This window comes from Nocardioides gilvus (genome assembly GCF_003194605.1).
GTDB lineage: Bacteria > Actinomycetota > Actinomycetes > Propionibacteriales > Nocardioidaceae > Nocardioides > Nocardioides gilvus.
Map to the genome: position 1 here is coordinate 72,013 of NZ_QHKY01000003.1, position 20,028 is coordinate 92,040.

General features: G+C 69.4%; 20 protein-coding genes. 6 read left to right on the plus strand and 14 right to left on the minus strand.

The genetic code is table 11. The annotated features are described in order from the left end of the window. Positions 1-131: 131 nt before the first annotated feature. Both groL and groES read right to left on the minus strand, forming a co-directional pair. Positions 132-1,763: a chaperonin GroEL gene (gene groL / locus DNK52_RS09200; protein ID WP_110240720.1), complete on the minus strand. Its 1,632-nt coding sequence runs from the start codon at positions 1,761-1,763 to the stop codon at positions 132-134. Positions 1,764-1,903: 140 nt separating this feature from the next. After that, positions 1,904-2,200, minus strand: coding sequence for a co-chaperone GroES (gene groES / locus DNK52_RS09205; protein WP_110241175.1), 297 nt, complete (start codon positions 2,198-2,200; stop codon positions 1,904-1,906). A gap of 196 nt (positions 2,201-2,396) precedes the next feature. Here groES and DNK52_RS09210 point away from each other — a divergent pair, with 196 nt between their 5' ends. From DNK52_RS09210 to DNK52_RS09220, 3 genes are all read left to right on the plus strand, one after another. Further along, the gene (locus DNK52_RS09210; RefSeq protein ID WP_110240721.1) at positions 2,397-3,608 is read left to right on the plus strand and encodes a class I SAM-dependent methyltransferase; all 1,212 of its coding nucleotides are present in this window, start codon (positions 2,397-2,399) and stop codon (positions 3,606-3,608) included. Positions 3,609-3,728: 120 nt separating this feature from the next. After that, positions 3,729-4,052 carry a PadR family transcriptional regulator gene (locus tag DNK52_RS09215; protein ID WP_110240722.1) on the plus strand — a complete coding sequence of 108 codons (324 nt, stop codon included), beginning with the start codon at positions 3,729-3,731 and terminating at the stop codon, positions 4,050-4,052. 5 nt (positions 4,053-4,057) lie between these two features. Beyond that, positions 4,058-5,065, plus strand: coding sequence for a permease prefix domain 1-containing protein (locus DNK52_RS09220; RefSeq protein WP_162598710.1), 1,008 nt, complete (start codon positions 4,058-4,060; stop codon positions 5,063-5,065). A 213-nt stretch (positions 5,066-5,278) separates the two neighbouring features. Here DNK52_RS09220 and DNK52_RS09225 read toward each other — a convergent pair whose 3' ends face one another. Continuing rightward, positions 5,279-5,920 carry a hypothetical protein gene (locus DNK52_RS09225; protein WP_110240724.1) on the minus strand — a complete coding sequence of 214 codons (642 nt, stop codon included), beginning with the start codon at positions 5,918-5,920 and terminating at the stop codon, positions 5,279-5,281. A gap of 259 nt (positions 5,921-6,179) precedes the next feature. On the opposite strand from DNK52_RS09225, the gene DNK52_RS09230 reads away from it, so the two are divergent. After that, positions 6,180-6,782 (plus strand): SigE family RNA polymerase sigma factor, encoded by a 603-nt coding sequence (locus DNK52_RS09230; RefSeq protein WP_239455477.1) that lies wholly within the window; start codon positions 6,180-6,182, stop codon positions 6,780-6,782. Continuing rightward, entirely contained in the window at positions 6,779-8,005 is a 1,227-nt protein-coding gene (locus DNK52_RS09235) for a hypothetical protein (protein WP_110240725.1), read from the plus strand. The genes DNK52_RS09230 and DNK52_RS09235 overlap by 4 nt, the downstream gene beginning before the upstream one ends. A gap of 53 nt (positions 8,006-8,058) precedes the next feature. On the opposite strand, the gene tsaD is transcribed toward DNK52_RS09235, so the two are convergent. Genes tsaD through glmS form a run of 9 tightly spaced genes read right to left on the minus strand, consistent with a single transcriptional unit; the run spans position 8,059 to position 17,032 of the window. Then, positions 8,059-9,117: a tRNA (adenosine(37)-N6)-threonylcarbamoyltransferase complex transferase subunit TsaD gene (gene tsaD, locus DNK52_RS09240; protein ID WP_110240726.1), complete on the minus strand. Its 1,059-nt coding sequence runs from the start codon at positions 9,115-9,117 to the stop codon at positions 8,059-8,061. After that, positions 9,114-9,614 carry a GNAT family N-acetyltransferase gene (locus DNK52_RS09245; protein ID WP_239455478.1) on the minus strand — a complete coding sequence of 167 codons (501 nt, stop codon included), beginning with the start codon at positions 9,612-9,614 and terminating at the stop codon, positions 9,114-9,116. Before DNK52_RS09245 ends, tsaD begins: the two co-directional genes overlap by 4 nt. Then, positions 9,611-10,246: a tRNA (adenosine(37)-N6)-threonylcarbamoyltransferase complex dimerization subunit type 1 TsaB gene (gene tsaB, locus DNK52_RS09250; protein ID WP_110240727.1), complete on the minus strand. Its 636-nt coding sequence runs from the start codon at positions 10,244-10,246 to the stop codon at positions 9,611-9,613. The genes DNK52_RS09245 and tsaB overlap by 4 nt, the downstream gene beginning before the upstream one ends. 9 nt (positions 10,247-10,255) lie before the next feature. After that, a complete protein-coding gene (gene tsaE, locus DNK52_RS09255) occupies positions 10,256-11,191 on the minus strand; it encodes a tRNA (adenosine(37)-N6)-threonylcarbamoyltransferase complex ATPase subunit type 1 TsaE (protein ID WP_239455479.1) in 936 nt (311 codons plus the stop codon). Next, entirely contained in the window at positions 11,188-12,246 is a 1,059-nt protein-coding gene (locus DNK52_RS09260) for an alpha/beta fold hydrolase (RefSeq protein ID WP_110240728.1), read from the minus strand. The genes tsaE and DNK52_RS09260 overlap by 4 nt, the downstream gene beginning before the upstream one ends. Next, positions 12,243-13,388 (minus strand): alanine racemase, encoded by a 1,146-nt coding sequence (gene alr, locus DNK52_RS09265; protein ID WP_110240729.1) that lies wholly within the window; start codon positions 13,386-13,388, stop codon positions 12,243-12,245. Before alr ends, DNK52_RS09260 begins: the two co-directional genes overlap by 4 nt. Then, positions 13,385-14,815: a bifunctional ADP-dependent NAD(P)H-hydrate dehydratase/NAD(P)H-hydrate epimerase gene (locus tag DNK52_RS09270; RefSeq protein WP_110240730.1), complete on the minus strand. Its 1,431-nt coding sequence runs from the start codon at positions 14,813-14,815 to the stop codon at positions 13,385-13,387. The genes alr and DNK52_RS09270 overlap by 4 nt, the downstream gene beginning before the upstream one ends. A 3-nt stretch (positions 14,816-14,818) precedes the next feature. Next, the gene (locus DNK52_RS09275) at positions 14,819-15,172 is read right to left on the minus strand and encodes a holo-ACP synthase (RefSeq protein WP_110240731.1); all 354 of its coding nucleotides are present in this window, start codon (positions 15,170-15,172) and stop codon (positions 14,819-14,821) included. 15 nt (positions 15,173-15,187) lie between these two features. Next, positions 15,188-17,032 carry a glutamine--fructose-6-phosphate transaminase (isomerizing) gene (glmS, locus tag DNK52_RS09280; protein ID WP_110240732.1) on the minus strand — a complete coding sequence of 615 codons (1,845 nt, stop codon included), beginning with the start codon at positions 17,030-17,032 and terminating at the stop codon, positions 15,188-15,190. A 45-nt stretch (positions 17,033-17,077) separates the two neighbouring features. Between glmS and coaA the strand changes: the two genes are divergently transcribed. Continuing rightward, a complete protein-coding gene (gene coaA / locus DNK52_RS09285) occupies positions 17,078-18,028 on the plus strand; it encodes a type I pantothenate kinase (protein WP_110240733.1) in 951 nt (316 codons plus the stop codon). A 6-nt stretch (positions 18,029-18,034) separates the two neighbouring features. Here coaA and DNK52_RS09290 read toward each other — a convergent pair whose 3' ends face one another. Together DNK52_RS09290 and glmM are read right to left on the minus strand one after the other, a co-directional pair. Beyond that, positions 18,035-18,511 (minus strand): hypothetical protein, encoded by a 477-nt coding sequence (locus tag DNK52_RS09290; RefSeq protein WP_110240734.1) that lies wholly within the window; start codon positions 18,509-18,511, stop codon positions 18,035-18,037. Positions 18,512-18,617: 106 nt separating this feature from the next. Further along, positions 18,618-19,964, minus strand: coding sequence for a phosphoglucosamine mutase (gene glmM, locus DNK52_RS09295; RefSeq protein WP_110240735.1), 1,347 nt, complete (start codon positions 19,962-19,964; stop codon positions 18,618-18,620). Positions 19,965-20,028: the final 64 nt, after the last annotated feature.

Here is a 20,028-nt window from a genome sequence, read left to right on the forward strand (position 1 = left end):
GTGGTGGTCACACGGTGAGCTTCAGTCGATCAGTCCTCGATCAGTGACTGTGCACCCTTGCGTCACAGACCTGCGGGGCTCACCTACGGCAGGCCTCGCTGCGCTCGGCCCACCTTCGGATCACTCCTCGATCAGTGACCGTGGCCGTGGCCGGCGGCAGCCGGAGCGGCCGTCTCCTCGACGGGCTTCTCGACGATCAGCGTCTCGGTCGTCAGCAGCATCGCAGCGATCGAGGTCGCGTTGACCAGCGCCGAGCGGGTCACCTTGACCGGGTCGAGGACGCCCTGGGTGACCAGGTTGCCGTACTCGCCGGTGGCAGCGTTGTAACCGAACTCGGGGCCGTGCTCGACGCCACCCTCGCGGACCTTGGTGGTCACGACGTAGCCGTTCTCGCCACCGTTCTCGGCGATCCAGCGCAGCGGCTCGTCGGCGGAGCGACGCACGATACGTACGCCGGCAGCCTCGTCGCCACTCAGACCGAGGTCGTCGTCGAGCACGGAGACGGCGTGGATCAGTGCGGCACCGCCGCCGGGGACGATGCCCTCGTCGATCGCGGCGCGCGTCGCGGAGACGGCGTCCTCGATGCGGTGCTTCTTCTCCTTGAGCTCGACCTCGGTGACAGCGCCGACCTTGATCACGCAGACACCACCGGACAGCTTGGCCAGACGCTCGGCCAACTTCTCGCGGTCCCAGTCGGAGTCGGTGTTCTCGACCTCGGCCTTGATCTGGTTGACGCGGGCCACCACGGCCTCGCGGTCACCGGCACCGTCGACGATGGTGGTGTTGTCCTTGGTGACGACGACGCGCCGGGCCTGGCCCAGCTCGTCGAGACCGATCTGGTCGAGCTTGAGCCCGACCTCCGGCGAGATGACCTGACCACCGGTCAGGACAGCGATGTCCTGCATCATGGCCTTGCGACGGTCACCGAACGCAGGGCTCTTGACGGCCACGGCGTTGAACGTGCCGCGGATCTTGTTCACGACCAGGGTCGAGAGCGCCTCGCCGTCGACGTCCTCAGCGAGGATGAAGAGCGGCTTGCCGGTCGCCATGACCTTCTCCAGCACGGGAACCAGGTCGGCGACCGAGGAGATCTTGCCCTGGACGAGCAGCACGTACGGGTCGTCGAGGACGGCCTCCATGCGCTCGGGGTCGGAGACGAAGTAGGCCGAGATGTAGCCCTTGTCGAACTGCATGCCCTCGGTGAACTCGAGCTCGGTGCCCATGGTGTTCGACTCGTCGACGGTGATGACGCCGTCCTTGCCGACCTTGTCGAACGCCTCGGCGAGCAGGTCACCGATGACGGAGTCACGGCTGGAGATCGTCGCGACCGACGCCATGTCCGACTTGGAGTCGACCTCACGGGCGGCTTCGCGCAGCGCGTCGCCGACGGCCTCGGCGGCGGCGTCCATGCCCCGCTTGAGCGACATCGGGTTGGCGCCTGCGGCGACGGCCTTGAGACCTTCGTGGACCATGGCCTGGGCCAGCACGGTCGCGGTCGTCGTACCGTCACCGGCGACGTCGTTGGTCTTGGTGGCGACTTCCTTGGCCAGCTGGGCGCCAAGGTTCTCGAACGGGTCGTCGAGCTCGATCTCACGCGCGACGGAGACACCGTCGTTCGTGATCGTGGGAGCTCCCCACTTCTTGTCGAGGACGACATAGCGACCCTTGGGGCCGAGCGTCACCTTGACGGTGTTGGCGAGCGCGTCGACACCGCGCTCGAGAGCACGACGAGCGTTCTCGTCGAACTGGAGAATCTTGGGCATTGCTGCTCCTAGGTCGGGGTTGTCATGGCCTGGGGTTCCGCTGAAATGGCGTCCGCCCGGCAGGGCGGGGGCACGCGGACGGCCTCAGGTGGAGCGGGTCGTCAAGCGCACCCGACGCCGCCGGGCGGGAAGCCAGTCCGTCAGGAAACGACGGCGAGAACGTCGCGGGCGACCAGGATCAGGAACTCGTCGCCGCCGAGCTTGACCTCGGTGCCGCCGTACTTGCTGTAGATGACCTTGTCACCGACGGAGATGTCCATCGGGATGCGACCCTCGCCGCTCTCGTTGAAACGACCGGGGCCCACGGCCACGACCTCGCCCTCCTGGGGCTTCTCCTTGGCGGTGTCCGGGATGACCAGGCCGGAAGCCGTGGTCTGCTCAGCCTCGAGGGGCTTGACGACGATGCGGTCCTCGAGGGGCTTGATGTTGACCGACACGATGTCGACCTCCACTTTCTCGACTCAGATCTGAATGACGGATGGGTGCTGCCACTGGGACCAACGCCGTCGCGGGGGTCGAAGGCCTGTGCGGCAGGCTGGCACCCTCACATGGAGAGTGCCAGTGATCACGTTAGCACTCCCCTCCAGAGAGTGCCAACGAGGCATTCCCTTCACGATGAGGGAGGATGCCCACGTGGATCTCGACACCTTCACCTGGTTGCTGACCGACGACGGGCAGCGCCTGCTGGAGCGCGCCGCCCATCTCTACGCCGACGACCACGGCCGCAATGTCGGTGGCAAGCAGCGCACGGACCTGTTGGCGGTGGCGGCCGCCGTACGCAAGGTGGAGCCGGACGCCGAGCGCGCCGCCGCCGCGCTGACCCAGGTGCAGTTGCGGGTCAAGGCGGTCGCGAAGTTCGGCGAGGACGCGTTGAAGATGTACTTCACCCCCGACGGACTCGAGCAGGCCACCCGCCACCGCGTCGCCACCCACCGAGCCGCCCGTCTCGCCGCGGCCCGACCGAGCTCCGTGGTCGACCTCGGGTGCGGCATCGGCGGCGATCTCATCGCCTTCTCCCGGGCCGGGCTGACCACCGCCGGCGTCGACCTCGACCCGGTACGTGTCGCCGTGGCGCAGGCCAATCTCGATGCGCTGGGGCTGGGCGGCGCGACGATGGTCGCCGACTCGACCCAGCTCGACCTTGCCGGCTTCGGCGCCGCCTTCGCCGATCCCGCCCGCCGGGGCGCGCGGGGCCGGGTCTTCGACGAGACCGGCTGGACTCCCCCATGGTCCTTCGTGCTCGACCTGCTGCGGCGTACGTCGGTGGTCAAGGTCGCTCCCGGCATCGGGCACGACCTGGTCCCCGAGGGGGTCGAGGCCGAGTGGGTCAGTGACGACGGCGAGGTCAAGGAGGCCTCCCTGTGGTCCCCCGACCTGGCCACCGCCCGCAAGCGAGCCACGGTGATCTCGGGTGAGGGCCTGGTCTCGATCACCGACGAGGACGACCCCCACCAGGGCAAGGAACGCCCGGTGGTCGAGCTGGGCAAGCACCTGTACGAGCCGGACGGCGCCGTGATCCGCGCCGGCCTGGTCACCGCGGTGGCGGCGGGGGTCGACGGCGGACTCCTTGATCCGCACATCGCCTACGTGACCTCGGACCTGTCCTTCCGCAGCCCCTTCATGAAGTCGTACTACGTCATCGAGGAGCTCCCCTACCGGGAGAAGCAGCTCAAGGCCGCACTGGTCGAACGCAACATCGGCCCGATCACCATCAAGAAGCGCGGCGTGGACATCGTCCCGGAACAACTGCGCAAGCGACTGGCCCTGACCGGCGACGTGGAGGCGACGATCGTCCTGACCCGTGTCGCCGGCGTCGGCCGGGTCCTGCACGTACGCCCCTTCTGAGCCACACCTCGCAAGGTCATCAGGATCTGCACCCCCGGGGCGCGTTCCTGATGACGTCCGCCGGGCTGGGTTGAGGTTGTCGGTGGACAATAGTGTGTGTCACACACTATTGTCCCTGACATGAACGACGACGTCCTCGCCAGCCACCTGCAGGAGTTGCGGCGCGGCACCGTCGTCATGGCGTCCCTCGCGATCCTGCGCGCCCCGACCTACGGGTACGCCCTGCTCGAGACCTTGGCCGATTCAGGTTTCGCCGTCGACGGCAACACCCTCTATCCGCTGTTGCGACGCCTCGAGAAGCAGGGGCTCCTCACCAGCGAGTGGAACACCGAGGAGAGCCGACCCCGCAAGTTCTACCGCTCCACCGACGAGGGCGCCGCCCTCCTCGAGGTCCTCCTCGGCGAATGGACCTCACTCCACACATCGATCGAGAAGCTGAGGTGACGACCATGCACACCACCGACCCGACCCAGACTCCGACCAACACGGCACAGGACACCCTGACGGAGCGTTACGTCCACGCAGCCACTCGGCGCCTCGGTGACGACCAGCGCGACGACGTCGCCCTGGAACTGCGCAGCGACATCGCGGACCGCGTCGAGGCCCTCTGCGCGAGCGAGCCCTCGCTCAGCACCGAGAAGGCCGAGGAGGCCGCGCTCATCGAGCTGGGCGACCCGGGCCGCCTGGCTGCCTCCTACCGCGGGACACTGCAGCACCTGGTAGGCCCCGAACTCTTCCCCACGTACGTCCGGGTCCTGCGCGGCATCCTCGTCGCCGTCGTGCCCCTGGTCACCACCATCGTTGCCCTGGTCGCCGCCTTCCAGGGCGACGACGTCGGAGGCGTCATCGGAGCCTCGATCTCGACCGCACTCAACACTTCGGTCCACATCGCCTTCTGGACGACCCTGAGCTTCGCCATCCTCGAACGGAGTGCCAACCCCACGCAGGAGTCCCTGGGGCTCGCGCCCTGGACGCCGGACAACCTGCCTGCCCTTCCCACGGCACCCCGTGGGGCTCTCGGCGAGACGGTCACGAACATCGTGTGGCTGGGTCTCCTCGCGGGGTTCGTCGTCTGGCAGCAGGTGGCCTCACCACCCTGGGGTGACGGCGAACGGTTCCCCGTGCTGGACCCTGACCTGTGGAGCTTCTGGATCCCGTTGATCCTCGTCGCCCTGGCTGCCGAGGCGGCCTTCGAGATCGTGAAGTATCGAAGAGGGGGCGTCTGGACCCGAGGGTTCGCCACCCTCAACACCGTCACCGGGCTGGTCTTCGCCGCACCACTCATGTGGCTGGCCTCTCAGGACCAACTCCTCAACCCTGCACTGACGTCGCTCGTCCAGGAGCAGTGGTCGGAGTTCGACCCCGGCGTGGCCCACCTGGTCGTCCTGGTGAGCGCCCTGGCGATCTGGCTCTGGGACACCGTCGACGGCTGGCGCAAGAGCACCCAACTCTTCTGAGCAACACCTCGCAACGTCATCAGAATCCGCACCCCTGGCGCGCGTTCCTGATGACGTCCGCCGGGTGGCTTCTCCACCCTGCCCCGCCCACGCACCCGGGGCAGCCGACCCCGGACACGCAGAGAACCCCCACCCGAAGGTGAGGGTTCTCGTCATGCCGTCTTGGCCTTCCGGGCGACCGCCCGCCGAAGCGGGACGGCCGTCCCCGGATCCCTAGGCCTCCGCGCGAGCTACCTTGCGCGAGTGGACGAGGCCCAACAGGCCCAGGATCAGGAAGAGCGCTGCGCCGACGAAGGCGCCGATGGCCGCGTAGCCAGCGATCACACCCATGGTTGCAAAGGCGTATCCGTAGAGGAGCAGGCCGCGCAACGTGTTGCCCTTGAAGAGGCTGTCGCGGTTGCCGCTGACCGCCTCGAGCACCTCGGCCTTGTCCGCGTCGCTGATCTCGGTGTTGGCCTCAACGGCCTTGGCCACTCCGCCGGCCGACTCGTAGGTCAGCGGGAACGTGAACTCGTCGGTGGGAATGCCCTTCTCCTCCAGGGTGGCCTTCACGCCGAAGGTGCTGGCGTTCATGTGCGCCTGGATGTAGTGGTCGGCGTAGGCACGAGCCTTGGGTCCGTCGTTGAGCGTGGTGCCCTCGAACTCCATCAGCGTGTCACGACCCTCGTCGGTGAGGGACTCGTCGGCCTCGAGGGCCTCCTTGGTCGGCATGGTGATGTCCTGGTCGCCGAACTGCTGGTCGACCTGGTCACCGATGAAGACTGAGCCCCAGGTGAGCAGAGCCCCGGCCACCGCGAGCACGAGCGCGAGGAGGATGCCGGTACCTGAGATGAGCTTGTCGAGTGTTGAACGCATGATGGGCTCCTTTGCCAATCACAGAGGCCGGGCCACTTCCGACCTTCTTGAAGTACTACTGACTGTAGTAGTTATCTACGACGAAAGGTAGTAGATGACTCGATCCTCGCAGAGACCCTGGTCACATGGCCAGAACGACTCGCAAACAGCAGGAAAACAGCGCTGACTGCAACCTGCACGACGTCGCTCGCGTCCAGACGATGAGAGAGACGGAGAGCATGATGAAGCACCGACCCATCGCAGACCGAGCAGACAGACCATGACCACCGCGAGCAGCATGGAGATGAGCGTGTCCCCCACCAGGACCAACTCGCGTGACGCCGACTTCGAGGCCTACCTGCACGCGCGCCAGCCGGCACTGTTCCGTACGGCGTGGGCCCTGACCGGCAACCCGCACGATGCCGCCGACCTGCTCCAGACGGCGCTCGCCAAGCTCTACCTGAAGTGGGACTCGGTCCGCGACCGCGAAGCGCTCGACGGATTCGTGCGCCGGATCATGGTCAACGAGCAGAGCTCGCTGTGGCGCAGGGCCTTCAAGCGTCGCGAGCAGAGCTCCGCTGACCTGCCCGACGCCCCGGTGCTCGACGCGTACGACGACGGCACGTCACGCGCACTGTGGGAGTTCGTCCAGACCCTGGCCCCCAGGCAACGGGCGGTGGTCGTCCTTCGCTACTACGAGGAGCTCAGCGAGGCCGAGACCGCGGCCGTGCTCGGAGTCTCCGTCGGGACGGTGAAGTCACAGTGCAGCAGAGCACTGGCGACGTTGCGTACGACGTTGCCCCACGACCTCGATCAGCACGCGGGATCCCCTGACGCGGCGCCCTCACGCCAGCACATCCTGTCCCCCGAGGAGGACCGATGAACGACGACCTGAACGGTCAGCGCCTCGGCGCCGGCCTGCGCGACCACATGGGCCAGAGCCCGTACAGCCCTCTCGACCTGGACGACGTGAAGAGCACCGCGAGCCGGATCCGGCGCCGCCGTACGTTGACGGGCGTCGCGGTCGCGGCCGTGGCGGCAGCAGCGCTCATCCCCGCGGCCTTCTTCACCCCGGGAGGAGAGGACACGAGAAGGCCGATCGACCCGACGACGCAGACGCCAACCCCGACGATGGCCCCGACGATGGCCCCGACTCCCCGAGCCGATGTCACGCTGAGGGAGGACGCACCACGCGGGGACGACCCCGCCGACTGGTCGCACCCGACCTTCACCGACCAGGCCCTGACGCACGACTCGCTGCCCGACAACACCGACCGGGTGGCCCGCATCGGGGAGCGTTGGGTCCTCAGCACCCGCGACGACGGCGAGGGCAAGCGCACGGTGCAGCTGCTCGACGCCGACGGCGACGTCGTCCAGAAGTTCGCCGCGAGGAGCTTCTTCGCGATCTCGGACAACCACGAGTTGGTGGCCTGGACCACCGACGACAGCACGCTCATGCTGATGGACTCCCAAGGGAAGACCCGTCTGCTGGCCAAGTTGCCGGGGGATGGCAACGCGATCGACGTGACCGGTGGAGCAGGGTGCATCGACGAGTCCGTGATCGACGACTGCCGAGTGGTGGTCAGCTACGACTCCCCGGACGGCCCCGCCGTCGTCTCCGGCGACGGAGTGGTGACGCCCATTTCCCAGGACATCACGGGAGTCCGTGCAGCCTTCTCGGACTTCGCGGCCGGGTTCGAGAAGACGACGACGTTCGAGGCTCCACCCTGCATGCGCCTGATCGACGTCACCGACGGCGAGACCCAGTGGAGGAACTGCGATGTCTACGTGACGTCCTTCTCCCCCGACGGCCGGTGGACGACCGTGGTGGACGCTCAGTCTGACGGCTGGGGTCCGAGTCGGGTCGGGATCGCCGACGCCGCCACAGGCAAGGTCTACTTCTGGCTCGACCCGTCCGGTGACAACCGTGCGCTCGGTACCCCCACGTGGGAGGGGTCCGAACACCTGGTGGTTGACAGTTACGACTTCACCGCCCAGGAGTGGCGCCTGTATCGGGTCTCGCTCACCGGCGAGGAGGAACAGGCAGCCGACATGGTGGAGGGCGACGACGTGGCGTTCCCGTTCATCGCACCCATCGAGCCCTGATCCGGAGCTGATCCGGACGGACCGACAGCCAGCCGGTCACCCTCGTCGACGCCTCAGGCGACGACAGTCGTGATCGGCTGGCTCGAGTCGGCGGGCAGGTCGAGCGCGGAGGGCGTACGTCCCCTGGCCACGAGCTCGGCGCCCAGCGCGGCGACCATCGCGCCGTTGTCGGTGCACAGACCCGGACGCGGCACCCGGACCCGGATCCCCTTGGCCTCGGCCCGCTCGGTGGCCATCGCCCGCAGGCGGGTGTTGGCGGCCACGCCACCCCCGATCAGGATGTCCTCGATGCCGTGCGACAGCGCTGCGTCGACAGCCTTGCGGGTCAGGACGTCACAGACAGCCTCCTGGAACGAGGCAGCCACGTCGGCCACGTCGATCGGCTCGCCGGCGCGCTGCTTGGCCTCGACCCAGCGGGCGACCGCAGTCTTGAGGCCCGAGAACGAGAAGTCGTAACGATGCCGCTCGAGGTCTCGCCGCGACGTCAGCCCCCGCGGGAAGTCGATCGCGATGCTGTTGCCGCTGGCCGCCGTACGGTCGATGTGCGGGCCACCGGGGAAACCGAGGCCGAGCAGCCGGGCCACCTTGTCGAAGGCCTCGCCGGCCGCGTCGTCGATGGTGGCGCCGAGGGGGTCGACACCCACCGTCACGTCGGTGACCTTGAGCAGGCTGGAGTGGCCACCGGAGACCAGCATGGCCAGGCAGGGTTCGGGCAGCGGCCCGTGCTCCAACTGGTCGACGGCCACGTGGGCGGCCAGGTGGTTGACCCCGTAGATCGGCTTGCCCAGGCCCCACGCCAGCGCCTTGGCCGCACCGACCCCGACCAACAGCGCACCGGCGAGCCCCGGACCTGAGGTCACCGCGACGGCGTCGATGTCATTGAGCTTGATCCCGGCGGTCTCGCAGGCCCGCTCGATCGTCGGGACCATCGCCTCGAGGTGGGCTCGGCTGGCGACCTCCGGCACCACGCCCCCGAACCGCGCATGTTCCTCGACGCTGCTGGCCACGGCGTCGGCGAGCAGGGTGTGGCCCCGCACGATCCCGACCCCGGTCTCGTCGCACGAGGTCTCGATGCCCAGCACCAGCGGCCCGTGAGCAGATGCGTCCTTCATGGCTCCATCCTCCCTGACCCGGACGGGTCACTGTCCAGCGGCGGCAGGTCACGCTGCAGGACGAGGGCATCCGAGCCGTCACGGTAGTAGTGGCCGCGGCGGTCGATCTCGACGAACCCGCAGCGTGAGTAGAAGGCCAGGGCCGCGGCGTTCGCCACGCTGACCTCGAGCAGCATCCGGTCGGCGCCCGACTCCCGCGCTCCCCTCAGGGCAGCGTCGAGCAGCGTGCTCGCGATCCCGCTGCGCTGGAGGCGCGCGGCCACCCCGATCCGGAGCAGCTCCGCGAAATCGCCCTGCACCCCGGTCAGCGCGTACCCGACCACGGCCCGGTCAGGCTCCTCGGACTCGGTCACCAGGAGGCGGCGTCCGGGCGTGCTGGCCAGCTCGGCCAGTGCCTGCGCGCTCCACGCCTCCGCGCCGAAGAGCGACTGTTCGAGGAGCGCCAGATCCGCCAGGTCTGACAGGTCTGTCGGGCCGACGAGTCGCAGCGCGCTCACGAGACGCGCTTGGGCGCAGGCGGTGCCACCGCGTCCGGGCGGCGCAGGTAGAGCGGTTCGGGGTCGAGCAGCTCGGCACGCTCCTCGGTCACCACCCGCGCCAGCCACCCCGCGCTCGGCCGGGCCGGGCCGACCGGACGGGGGAACGAGTCCGGGTAGAGCAGGGCGCCCTCCCCCACCACCGGCAGGTCGCTGGCGGCGACGGCAGGCTTCAGCACCGCAGGCCCGTCGGTGCGTACGCCGTCACGGTAGGAGGCGATGTAGACCTCCTTGCGGCGCGCGTCGGTGGCGACCAGGAAGTCGCCCTCCACGGCTCCCGTGTCGTAGGCCTCGACCGCCAGCACGTCGAGCGTGCACACCGCGTAGACCGGGATCTCCAGGGCCAACGCCAGCGTGCGGGCGGTGACCAGCCCGACCCGCAGACCCGTGAAGGGGCCCGGCCCGGCGCCGACCGCGATGGCGGTGAGGTCCTGCCGCACGAGACCGGCCTGACGGGTGACCGCGTCGATCAGCGGCGCCAGGGATTCCCCGTGCTTCATCGGGCGGTCGGAGACCTGCTCGGCGATCACTTCGTTGCCGTCGTGGAGGGCCACGGTGACCAGCGGGGTGGCGGTGTCGAAGGCGAGGAGCATTGCTCGAGGCTACTGCTCGTCCACCCAGGCGAACTCGACCACCCGAGGGTCGTGGTCCTCCAGCGAGCCGTCGCCTGTCCCGGTCGTCCCGGTCGCCACGTCGCCACCGAGCGCACGGGTGATGGTGACCTCGAGGCGACGCGTCGACAGGCCCTCTGCCACGCCCGCGCCCCACTCGACCACGGTGACCGCCTCGTCCAGGGAGGCGTCGAGGTCGAGGTCGTCCAGTTCATCGATGCCGCCCAGACGATAGGCGTCGACGTGCACGAGGTCCGGGCCCTCACTCAGGGACGGGTGGACCCGGGCGATCACGAAGGTGGGCGAGGTGATCCCGGGTCGTACGCCCAGGCCGTCACCGAGCCCCTGGGTGAAGGTGGTCTTGCCTGCGCCCAGCTCGCCGCTGAGCACGAGCACGTCCCCAGCCTCCAGCAGCAGACCGACCCGACGCCCCAGGTCGCGCATCTGCTCGGCGTCGGTGACCACGTGCCTGGGCGGCAGCGCGAGTCGCAGTTGCAGGTATGGCGGGCGACCGGGCTCCTGCTCGAAACCCTTGGCGAGCCAGAAGTCGACGGTCTGCGGCATCTCCGCGCGGGCCAGCACGGTGAGGGAACGATGCGTGGGGACCGCCTCGACGGCCGCCTCGACCAGCACCGAGGCAATCCCCTTGCCCTGGGCATCGGGGTGGACGCCGAAACGGCGCAGGAAGACGGTGTCGGTGCGTACGTCGAGCAGTGCCGTGCCCACCGGCTCTCCACCCAGGCGCACCAGCAGACCACGCGCTCGGCCGAGGCTCTTCGCGATCGTCGCCGGGGTCTCCGCGAGGGCGTCAGCCGGCGGGTCCATCGGCGGGCGTGCCTCGAAGGCCGCCCGGACCACCGCGTGCACGTCGGTGGCAGCCTCGGCCCCGACGCGCTCGACCGTGACCGACCCCGCTGCTGAACTCATCCCGCGACTTCCCGGGCCAGGCTCGCGGCACGGTCGAAGAGCTCGTCGAGCTCGGCGTTGACCTCGACGTGACTCTCGAGCATCACCATGTGGCCGGCGTTCACCACTTCGAACAGCTCCGAGCCGGGGATCCGTGAGTGCAGTTTGCGGCTGTGGCCGATCCCGGTGAGTTTGTCGAGCCTGCCGCCGATCACCGTGCAGGGCACCTTGCCCAGGGCAGCCAGTCGGTCGTAGTGGTTCAGCGAGGCGAACGAGGGATAGAAGTCGGCGACCACGTCGAACGAGGTCGCGTCGATCATCTCGAAGACGAAGTCGGCGTAGTTGCGGGGCACGTCCACCCCGAAGGCGAAGTTGTCGACCACGGTCTGGGCGATCCGGGCACCCACCGAGCGGGCGCGGTCGACGACCATGTGCCCGCGGTCGAGGACCCGGACCAGCCGACCGATGGCCCGTCCGCTCAGCGATCCCAACGGGACCATCGGGAAGAGGATCCGACCCGGGTCGAGCCCGCCGGCCGTCGTGCCGATCAGGGCACTGCCGACGACCTTCTCCCCGAAGAGCTCGGGGAACTGCCCGGCCAACGAGATCAGGCTCATCCCACCCATCGAGTGGCCGACCACCACCACGGGGCCGCCCTCGCTGGTGGTCTCGATGATCCGCTTGAGGTCGCGTCCCAGCTGGTCGATCGTGCAGTTGCTGCCCTTGGAGCGCGCGGAACGACCGTGCGAGCGTTGGTCGTAGTAGACCGTACGGACCAGGCCCCGGTAGGCAGCGCGCTGGAAGTGCCAACAGTCCAGGTTGAGGGTGAAGCCGTGCACGAAGATGACGGTGAGGCCGTTGCCGTGCCCGGGGTCGGGCTCGTCGATCTCGACGTGCAGGTCGATGCCGTCGTCGGTGACCACCTTCATGGAGGGGCCACGCAGCTCACCGAAGGGGGTCTCGTCCCCGGCGCCGGGCCGACCCTGGACCTTCTGCACGGCGCGTGCGGTGGCCCCGGCGGCGGCGACGCCCACCAGGCCGGCGGCGACTCCCCATGCTTTGCGTTGGCGACTCACGGTCGGCCCTTTCCGACGTACCGGCGGGTCAGGCGTCCGCCGACACCGGTCACGATCTCGTAGTTGATGGTGCCCACAGCCTCGGCCCAGTCCTGGGCGGTCGGCTCGCCGTCGGCACCGCTGCCGAAGAGCACGTACGTGGCCCCGGGGTCCGGCCGGTCCCCCTGGAGGTCGATGACCAACTGGTCCATGCAGACCTTGCCTCGCACCGGTCGGCGACGCCCGGCCACCCACGCCTCGGCGCCGGGGCTCGCGGCCCTGGGGATCCCGTCCGCGTAACCGACCGGGACCAGCCCCACGGTGGTGGCGGCCGGTGCGACCCAGGCGTGTCCGTAGGACACCCCGGCGCCGGCTTCGATCTCCTTGACCAGGGAGAGGCGTCCCTGCACGGTCATGGCCGGGACCAACCCGATGTCGGGTGTCACCCCGGGCGCCGGATCGAGGCCGTAGACGGCGATGCCGCAGCGCACGAGGTCGTGACGCAGGCCCGGATTCATCACGGCTGCCGCCGAGTTGGCGATGTGACGCACCTCGAGCTCGAGGCCCGCCGCCTCAGCCACCTTGAGCGCGTGGTCGAACCGCTCGGCCTGGGTGGTGTTGGCCGGGTGCTCGGGCTCGTCGCTGGCGACGAGGTGCGACCAGACTCCGACGACCCGGATCGCGCCCGTCTCCTCGACCGCCCGCGAGTGGGCACACAACTCGGGCCACTGCAGCGCGGTGGCTCCCCCACGGGAGAGGCCGGTGTCGATCTTGAGGTGCACACGCGCCGTACGTCCCTGGGCGGCGGCCTCCGCAGCGATCGCGTCGACCTCGGGGATCGTGTAGGCAGCGACGTCGACGTCGGCGGCGAGCACCGCGGCGTACGAGTCACCCGGCGCGGTGAGCCAGCTCAACAGGCGTCCGGTGTCGCCGGCAGCCCGGAGCGAGACGGCTTCTTCGGGGGTGGCCACACCCAGCCATTCGGCGCCTGCGGCGCGCGCAGTGGCGGCAACCTCCACCATCCCGTGGCCGTACGCATCGGCCTTCACGACGGCCATCAGGGCTGCCGGGGCGACGCGCTCCCTCAGGATGGCCACGTTGTGGGCGATGGCGTCGAGGTCCACGACCATCTCGGCACGTGCGGTGGCCGCCCGATCAGTCATGCAGGCGATTCTCTCATTCCCACCGCGAGGTCGCGCACCGAACCCGGTAGGAGGCGTGCCACGTCGCTCGCCACCAAGGGCCCACCTCCGGCGGCCCGCTCGGCAGCGGCACCGTGCAGCCAGGCTCCGACCGAGGCCGCGTCGAGAAGGTCGAGGCCCGCCGCCAGCAGCGCACCGATGAGCCCGGTGAGCACGTCGCCGGCGCCAGCGGTGGCCAGCCAGGGCGTGCCGGTGGGATTCACCCGGACCCGACCCGTCGGCGAGACCACGACCGTCCGGGACCCCTTGAGAAGCACGCAGGCCCCGAACCTCTCGGCGGCGTGGGCGGCGTGGCGCAACGGTGCCGCCTCGACCTCGTCGCGGCCCACGTCGAGCATCGCTGCGAGCTCACCCGCGTGCGGAGTCAGGACGACCCGGTGGTCGTGACCCGGGACCAGGTGTCCGGAGGCGTGGGCCAGGGCATCGGCGTCCACGACGACCGGCACGCCGTCGGCCAGCGCCGCAGCCAGGGCATCGCCCGCCCCTTCGGCTCCCCCGGAGCCGACGGCCCAGGCCTGGACCTGACCGGCACCGACGACCTCGGGAAAACGTCTGCGCACGTCACGCTCGACGTCCACCTGACCGACGTACCTGACCATCCCGACCAGGCCGGTCGCTGCGCCCGCGACACAGAGCGAGGCTGCACCCGGATAGGTGGGCGAACCGGCCCGTACGCCGACGACGCCGCGGGTGTACTTGTGGTCCCGGCGCTGCGGGAGGGGCAGCAGCGCCGCCACGTCCCGGGCCTCGAGGACCTCGATCACGGGCTCCGGCAGTGCCAGACCGATGTCGAGGAGCACCACGTCTCCGCAGGCGCTGGCCGCCGGATCGACGAGGGTGGCGACCTTGTGCGTGCCGAACGTGATCGTCAGCTCCGCGGTGACGTGGGTGGCCGGCGTCTCACCGCTCTCCGTGTCCACGCCGGAGGGAAGGTCCACCGCGATCACCGGCGCCCCGGCCAGGGCGGCCAGCGCCGCTTCGGCGTCGGGACGCAGCCCCGGATGTCCACCGATGCCGACGATCCCGTCGACGACGACCTGCGGGTCGAACCGTCGAGCCTCGTCGAGGTCGATCAGCCGTGCCCCGGCCGCTCGAGCCGCCACCAGGCCAGCCGGATGCGGCGAGTCGCCCAGCGGCAGCATCCGCACCGCGACTCCGCGCCCGGCCAGCCAGGCGCCCGCGAAGAGCGCGTCGCCCCCGTTGTTGCCGCTGCCCACGAGCAGCAGCACGCGAGTGCCGTACGTACGCCCGTGGCGAGCGCGCAGGAAGTCGGCGATGCAATGGGCAAGTCCCGTGGCGGCTCGGGCCATCAGGGCACCGTCATCGAGCTCGTCCAGCAGCACGGCCTCCGCCGTCCTGATCTGCTCAACCCGGTGCGCCGACAACATCCCTCAGCCCTCCAGCACGACCATCGCCGTGGCGATGCCGGCGTCGTGGGACAGGGAGAGATGGAGGTGCGCGACCCCGAGCTCGGCGGCTCGGGCCGCGACCGTGCCCCGGATCTCGAACCGGGGCCGACCCGACTCCTCGGAGACCACCTCGGCGTCGTGCCACGCCAGCCCGGCGGGCGCGCCGAGCGCCTTGGCGAGGGCCTCCTTCGCCGCGAACCGCGCCGCCAGGGAGGCCGGCGGACGCTCACGTTCGGCGTCGGTGAAGAGCTTGACGCGCAGCCCCGGAGTGCGTGCGAGTGACTCAGCGAACCGATCGATGTCCGCCACGTCGATGCCCACTCCGATCACTGCCATGCCGGGCTCAGAGGCTCATTCGACCGTGACGGACTTGGCCAGGTTGCGGGGCTGGTCGACGTCGTGACCCATGGCCGTGGCCAGCTCGCAGGCGAAGAGCTGCAGCGGCACGACAGCGACCAACGGCTGGAGCAGGACCGGGACCTTCGGCAGGCGGATCAGGGCATCGGCGTACGGAGCGATCGTCTCGTCGTCCTCCTCGGCCAGGCAGATGGTGTGGGCTCCGCGGGCACGTACTTCCTGGATGCCGCTCAGCATCTTGTCGTGCAGCTGGTCGCGCCCCCGTGGCGGCACGATGCAGAAGATCGGCATGCCCTGGTCGATCAGCGCGATCGGCCCGTGCTTGAGCTCCCCGGCCGCGAAACCCTCGGCGTGGATGTAGGCCAGCTCCTTGAGCTTCAGCGCACCCTCGAGGGCCACCGGGTAGCCGGCGTGACGGCCGAGGAAGAGCACCGAACGGGTGTCGACGTGGCTGCGGGCGAAGTCGTACACCTGGTCGGCCTGGTCGAGCACCGTCTGGATGTGCTCGGGCATCTCGTCGAGCTGGTCCATCACCGTGTTGATCTCGTCGCCGAACAAGGTGCCCTTGACCTGCGCCAGGTAGAGCGCGAGGAGGTAGACGGCCACCAACTGGGTGACGTACCCCTTGGTCGAGGCGACGCCGATCTCCGGGCCCGCGTGGGTGTAGATGACGCCGTCGGACTCGCGCGGGATGGTCGATCCGTTGGTGTTGCAGATCGCCAGGACCTTGGAGCGCTGGACGCGCGCGTGCCGGATCGCCTGCAGGGTGTCGGCGGTCTCGCCCGACTGACTGATGGCCACCACCAGGGTGGAGTGGGTCAGGATCGGGTCGCGGTAGCGGAACTCGCTGGCCAGCTCGACCTCGACGCTGATCCGGGTCCAGTGCTCGATCGCGTACTTGGCGACCATGCCCGCGTAGAAGGAGGTGCCGGCCGCGATGATGATGATCTTGTCGATGTCGCGCAGTTCGGAGTCGTCCAGGCGCATCTCGTCGAGCTTGAGGAGTCCGGCGTCGTCACGGCGGCCCAGCAGCGAGTCGGCCACGGCACGCGGCTGCTCGAAGATCTCCTTGCGCATGAACCAGTCGTGGCCGTCCTTCTCGGCGGCAGTCAGGTCCCAGTCGACGTGGTACTGCTTGCCCTCGGCAGGCGTCCCGTCGAAGCCGGTGATCTCCACGCCCTCCGCGGTGATCGTGACGACCTGGTCCTGACCCAGCTCGAGCGCCTCGCGGGTGTGCTCGATGAAGGCAGCGACGTCGGAGCCGAGAAAGTTTTCACCCTCGCCCAGGCCCACGACCAGCGGCGAGTTGCGGCGTGCGGCGACCACACGTGAGGGGTCCTGACCGTCGAGCGCGACCAGGGTGAAGGCACCCTCGAGGCGACGACAGACATTCTGCATCGCGACGGTAAGGTCATGGCCGGCCTCCACCTCGAGCTCGAGCAGGTGGGCGGCGATCTCCGTGTCGGTCTCGGAGAGGAAGACGTGTCCGGCGTCCTCGAGCTCTGAACGGAGCTGGGCGAAGTTCTCGATGATGCCGTTGTGCACGACCGCCAGACGACGGTGCTCACCCAGGTGCGGGTGGGCGTTCGCGTCGTTCGGGGCTCCGTGGGTCGCCCAGCGGGTGTGGCCGATGCCGGTGCAGGACTCCGGGAGCCCGGACTCGGCGAGGGCCGCCTCGAGGTTCGCCAGCTTGCCGGCGCGCTTGTCCCACGCCACCGCGCCTTCGTGCGCGAGAGCCACCCCGGCCGAGTCGTATCCCCGGTACTCGAGCCTGCGCAGGCCCTCGACGACAACGCTCTGAGCCTGCTTGGCTCCCACATACCCCACGATTCCGCACATGGGGCGGGAGTCTAGCGGTGATCACGTCACTGCAAGAATACGAGAGTGCCGCCCCCCGAGGAGTCCTCCCCGTACGTCGAACTCGACCGTGCGGCGTGGGCGGCGTTGGCTCCCAAGACCGACAGTCCGTTGACGACCGAGGAGATCAACCAGCTCCGCGGGCTCGGGGACGCGCTCAACCTCGACGAGGTCAAGCAGGTCTACCTGCCGTTGTCACGGCTGCTCTCCATGTACGTGGAGAGTGCGGGCAACCTGCACCGCAACCAGGAGGACTTCCTGCGGCGCCAGCACCCCCCGCGCACCCCGTTCGTGATCGGGGTCGCCGGCTCGGTGGCGGTGGGCAAGTCGACCACCGCACGGGTGCTGCAGCAGATGTTGGCGCACTGGCCCGAGCACCCCAACGTCGCGCTCGTGACCACTGACGGGTTCCTCTTCCCCAACGCCGAGCTCGAGAAGCGGGGGCTGCTGCGCCGCAAGGGTTTCCCGGAGTCGTACGACCGTCGCGCCCTGCTGAAGTTCGTGATCGACATCAAGTCGGGTCGCGACGAAGTGCTCGCGCCGACCTATTCACACCTTGTCTACGACGTGGTGCCCGACGAGAAGGTCGTGGTCAACCGTCCCGACATCGTCATCGTCGAGGGCCTCAACGTGCTGCAACCCGCACAGGTGCGCAGTGACGGTCGTACGGGGCTCGCGGTCAGCGACTTCTTCGACTTCTCGATCTACGTGGACGCAGCCATCCCCGACATCCGTGGCTGGTACGTCGACCGCTTCCTGCGGCTGCGCGAGACCGCCTTCCGCGACCCGGCGTCCTACTTCTCCAAGTACGCCCAGCTCAGCCACGACGCCGCCGTCGACGAGGCGCGCCGGATCTGGGACGACATCAACGGCCCGAACCTCGAGAAGAACGTTCTCCCCACCCGCGGTCGCGCCACCCTCGTGCTGCGCAAGGACAAGGACCACTCCGTGCGCTACGTGCGGCTGCGCAAGCTCTGAGGGGCCTCATCGCTCGGCGACGGTGACGTCCCACGCCAACCATCCCGGAGCGAACAGCACGACGGCCGCCGCGCACGTGACCAAGGCGTAGGCAGCCTCGCTCCCGTCGGCAGCCTGGACCAGCGTCACCAGACCCAGCAGGCCAAGGGCGAAACCCGCGAGCGCACAGGCGACGGCACCGGTCACGAAGGCACCTCGTGCGGCCGTGGGCACGACCGCGGCGATCGCGGTGGCACCCAGGCAGAGCACGAAGACAGGTGCACCCACCATGAAACTGTAGATCGCCGCCGCGAACCCGAACCCGTACAGGCCACCCCCGTCACCCAGCGGTGTGGCATCGACCAGCGCGGCGCCGGCATTCCACACGAAGGCGGCGAGCGGGATCGAAACCGGGCAGAGCCACGACAGTCGCCGCGTGCGCTGGACACCAGGGCCGTGGGGCCGTGTGGGAGCAGCGTCGGGCGCGAAGACAGGGTCGGTCATGGGATCACCCTGCCGGACTCCACCGCGACCACGGCAGAGCCGTCCTACTCAGTTCGCCACCCGTTCGGGCCATGCCCGCACCCCTCGCGGGGCCACCGCGCGGCCCTCAGAGGGAGAGTTGGGCCTTCACGACCTGGGCCAGGCGGTCGGCGACCAACTGCGCCTCCTCAGCGGTGGGGGCCTCCACCATCACCCGGACCAGCGCCTCGGTGCCGGAGGGTCGCAGCAGCACCCGGCCACGCTCGCCGAGGAGTGCTTCCTCCTCGGCCACGGCAGCGGCGACCACCGCGTCGTCGTCGGCGCGTGCCTTGTCCACGTCGGGCACGTTGACCAGCACCTGCGGCAACTGCTCCATGACCGCGGCCAGCTCCTTGAGGGAGAGACCGGTGGTGACCAGTCGCTCCAACAGGTGCAACGCCGTCAGGGTGCCGTCGCCGGTGGTGGCGTGGTCGCTGAGGATCACGTGGCCGGACTGCTCGCCGCCGAGGTTGTACTCCGAGACCCGCATCGCCTCCAACACGTAGCGGTCCCCGACCTTGGTCTGGCGCACCCCCACGCCGTGGGCCTTCATCGCCTGGACGAAACCGAGGTTGCTCATCACGGTCGCGACGACGGTGTCCTTGGCCAGCCGGCCCTGGTCCTTGAGCGCCAGCGCCAGGATGGCCAGGATCTGGTCCCCGTCCACGATGTTGCCCTCGTGGTCGATCGCCAGGCAACGGTCGGCGTCACCATCGAGCCCGAAACCGGCGTCGGCTCCGTGCATGAGCACGTGCTTGCGCAGGTCGTCGAGGTGGGTGGAACCACAGTTGTCGTTGATGTTGGTGCCGTCGGGATCGGCATGGATCGCGATCACCGTGGCTCCGGCGTCCTGGAGTGCCTTCGGCGCGGACTCAAAAGCTGCACCCTCGGCACAGTCCACCACCACGGTGAGGCCGGCGAGCGGGTGCTCGATCGTGCGGACCAGGTGACGGGCGTAGTCGTCGACGGCGGTGGGGTGCACGGTGACGCGACCGACGTCGGCCCCGGTCGGTCGCTCCCACGGCTCGTTGAGACGCTTCTCGATCGCGATCTCGATGGTGTCGTCCAGCTTCTTGCCGCCCCGGGCGAGGAACTTGATCCCGTTGTCGGGCATGGCGTTGTGCGAGGCGGAGAGCATCACGCCGAGGTCGGCGCCGAGCTTGTCGGTCAGGTGGGCGACACCCGGCGTGGGCAGCACCCCCAGCAGCAGTACGTCGACTCCGGCGGACGCGAGCCCGGCCACCACGGCAGCTTCCAGGAACTGACCCGACACCCGGGTGTCACGCCCGACCACAGCCAACGGTCTGTGGCCGCTGAACTCCCCTCGGTCGGCCAGCACGTGGGCTGCAGAGACGGAGAGTTCCAGGGCCAGCTCGGCGGTCAGATGGCCATTGGCCAGACCGCGCACACCATCGGTGCCGAAGAGTCGCGACATGATGACTCACCGTAACGGATGCGGCGGCCCGGGCCGCAACTGACCACTGACCGGCCGCGGCCGC

Coding starts and splice junctions, on each gene's coding strand:
- groL (WP_110240720.1), bottom strand. CDS start 1,763: ATGCCCAAGATTCTCCAGTTCGACGAGAACGCTCGTCGTGCTCTCGAG.
- DNK52_RS09215 (WP_110240722.1), top strand. CDS start 3,729: ATGAACGACGACGTCCTCGCCAGCCACCTGCAGGAGTTGCGGCGCGGC.
- DNK52_RS09220 (WP_162598710.1), top strand. CDS start 4,058: ATGCACACCACCGACCCGACCCAGACTCCGACCAACACGGCACAGGAC.
- DNK52_RS09225 (WP_110240724.1), bottom strand. CDS start 5,920: ATGCGTTCAACACTCGACAAGCTCATCTCAGGTACCGGCATCCTCCTC.
- DNK52_RS09230 (WP_239455477.1), top strand. CDS start 6,180: ATGACCACCGCGAGCAGCATGGAGATGAGCGTGTCCCCCACCAGGACC.
- DNK52_RS09235 (WP_110240725.1), top strand. CDS start 6,779: ATGAACGACGACCTGAACGGTCAGCGCCTCGGCGCCGGCCTGCGCGAC.
- tsaD (WP_110240726.1), bottom strand. CDS start 9,117: ATGAAGGACGCATCTGCTCACGGGCCGCTGGTGCTGGGCATCGAGACC.
- tsaB (WP_110240727.1), bottom strand. CDS start 10,246: ATGCTCCTCGCCTTCGACACCGCCACCCCGCTGGTCACCGTGGCCCTC.
- tsaE (WP_239455479.1), bottom strand. CDS start 11,191: ATGAGTTCAGCAGCGGGGTCGGTCACGGTCGAGCGCGTCGGGGCCGAG.
- alr (WP_110240729.1), bottom strand. CDS start 13,388: ATGACTGATCGGGCGGCCACCGCACGTGCCGAGATGGTCGTGGACCTC.
- DNK52_RS09270 (WP_110240730.1), bottom strand. CDS start 14,815: ATGTTGTCGGCGCACCGGGTTGAGCAGATCAGGACGGCGGAGGCCGTG.
- DNK52_RS09275 (WP_110240731.1), bottom strand. CDS start 15,172: ATGGCAGTGATCGGAGTGGGCATCGACGTGGCGGACATCGATCGGTTC.
- glmS (WP_110240732.1), bottom strand. CDS start 17,032: ATGTGCGGAATCGTGGGGTATGTGGGAGCCAAGCAGGCTCAGAGCGTT.
- DNK52_RS09290 (WP_110240734.1), bottom strand. CDS start 18,511: ATGACCGACCCTGTCTTCGCGCCCGACGCTGCTCCCACACGGCCCCAC.
- glmM (WP_110240735.1), bottom strand. CDS start 19,964: ATGTCGCGACTCTTCGGCACCGATGGTGTGCGCGGTCTGGCCAATGGC.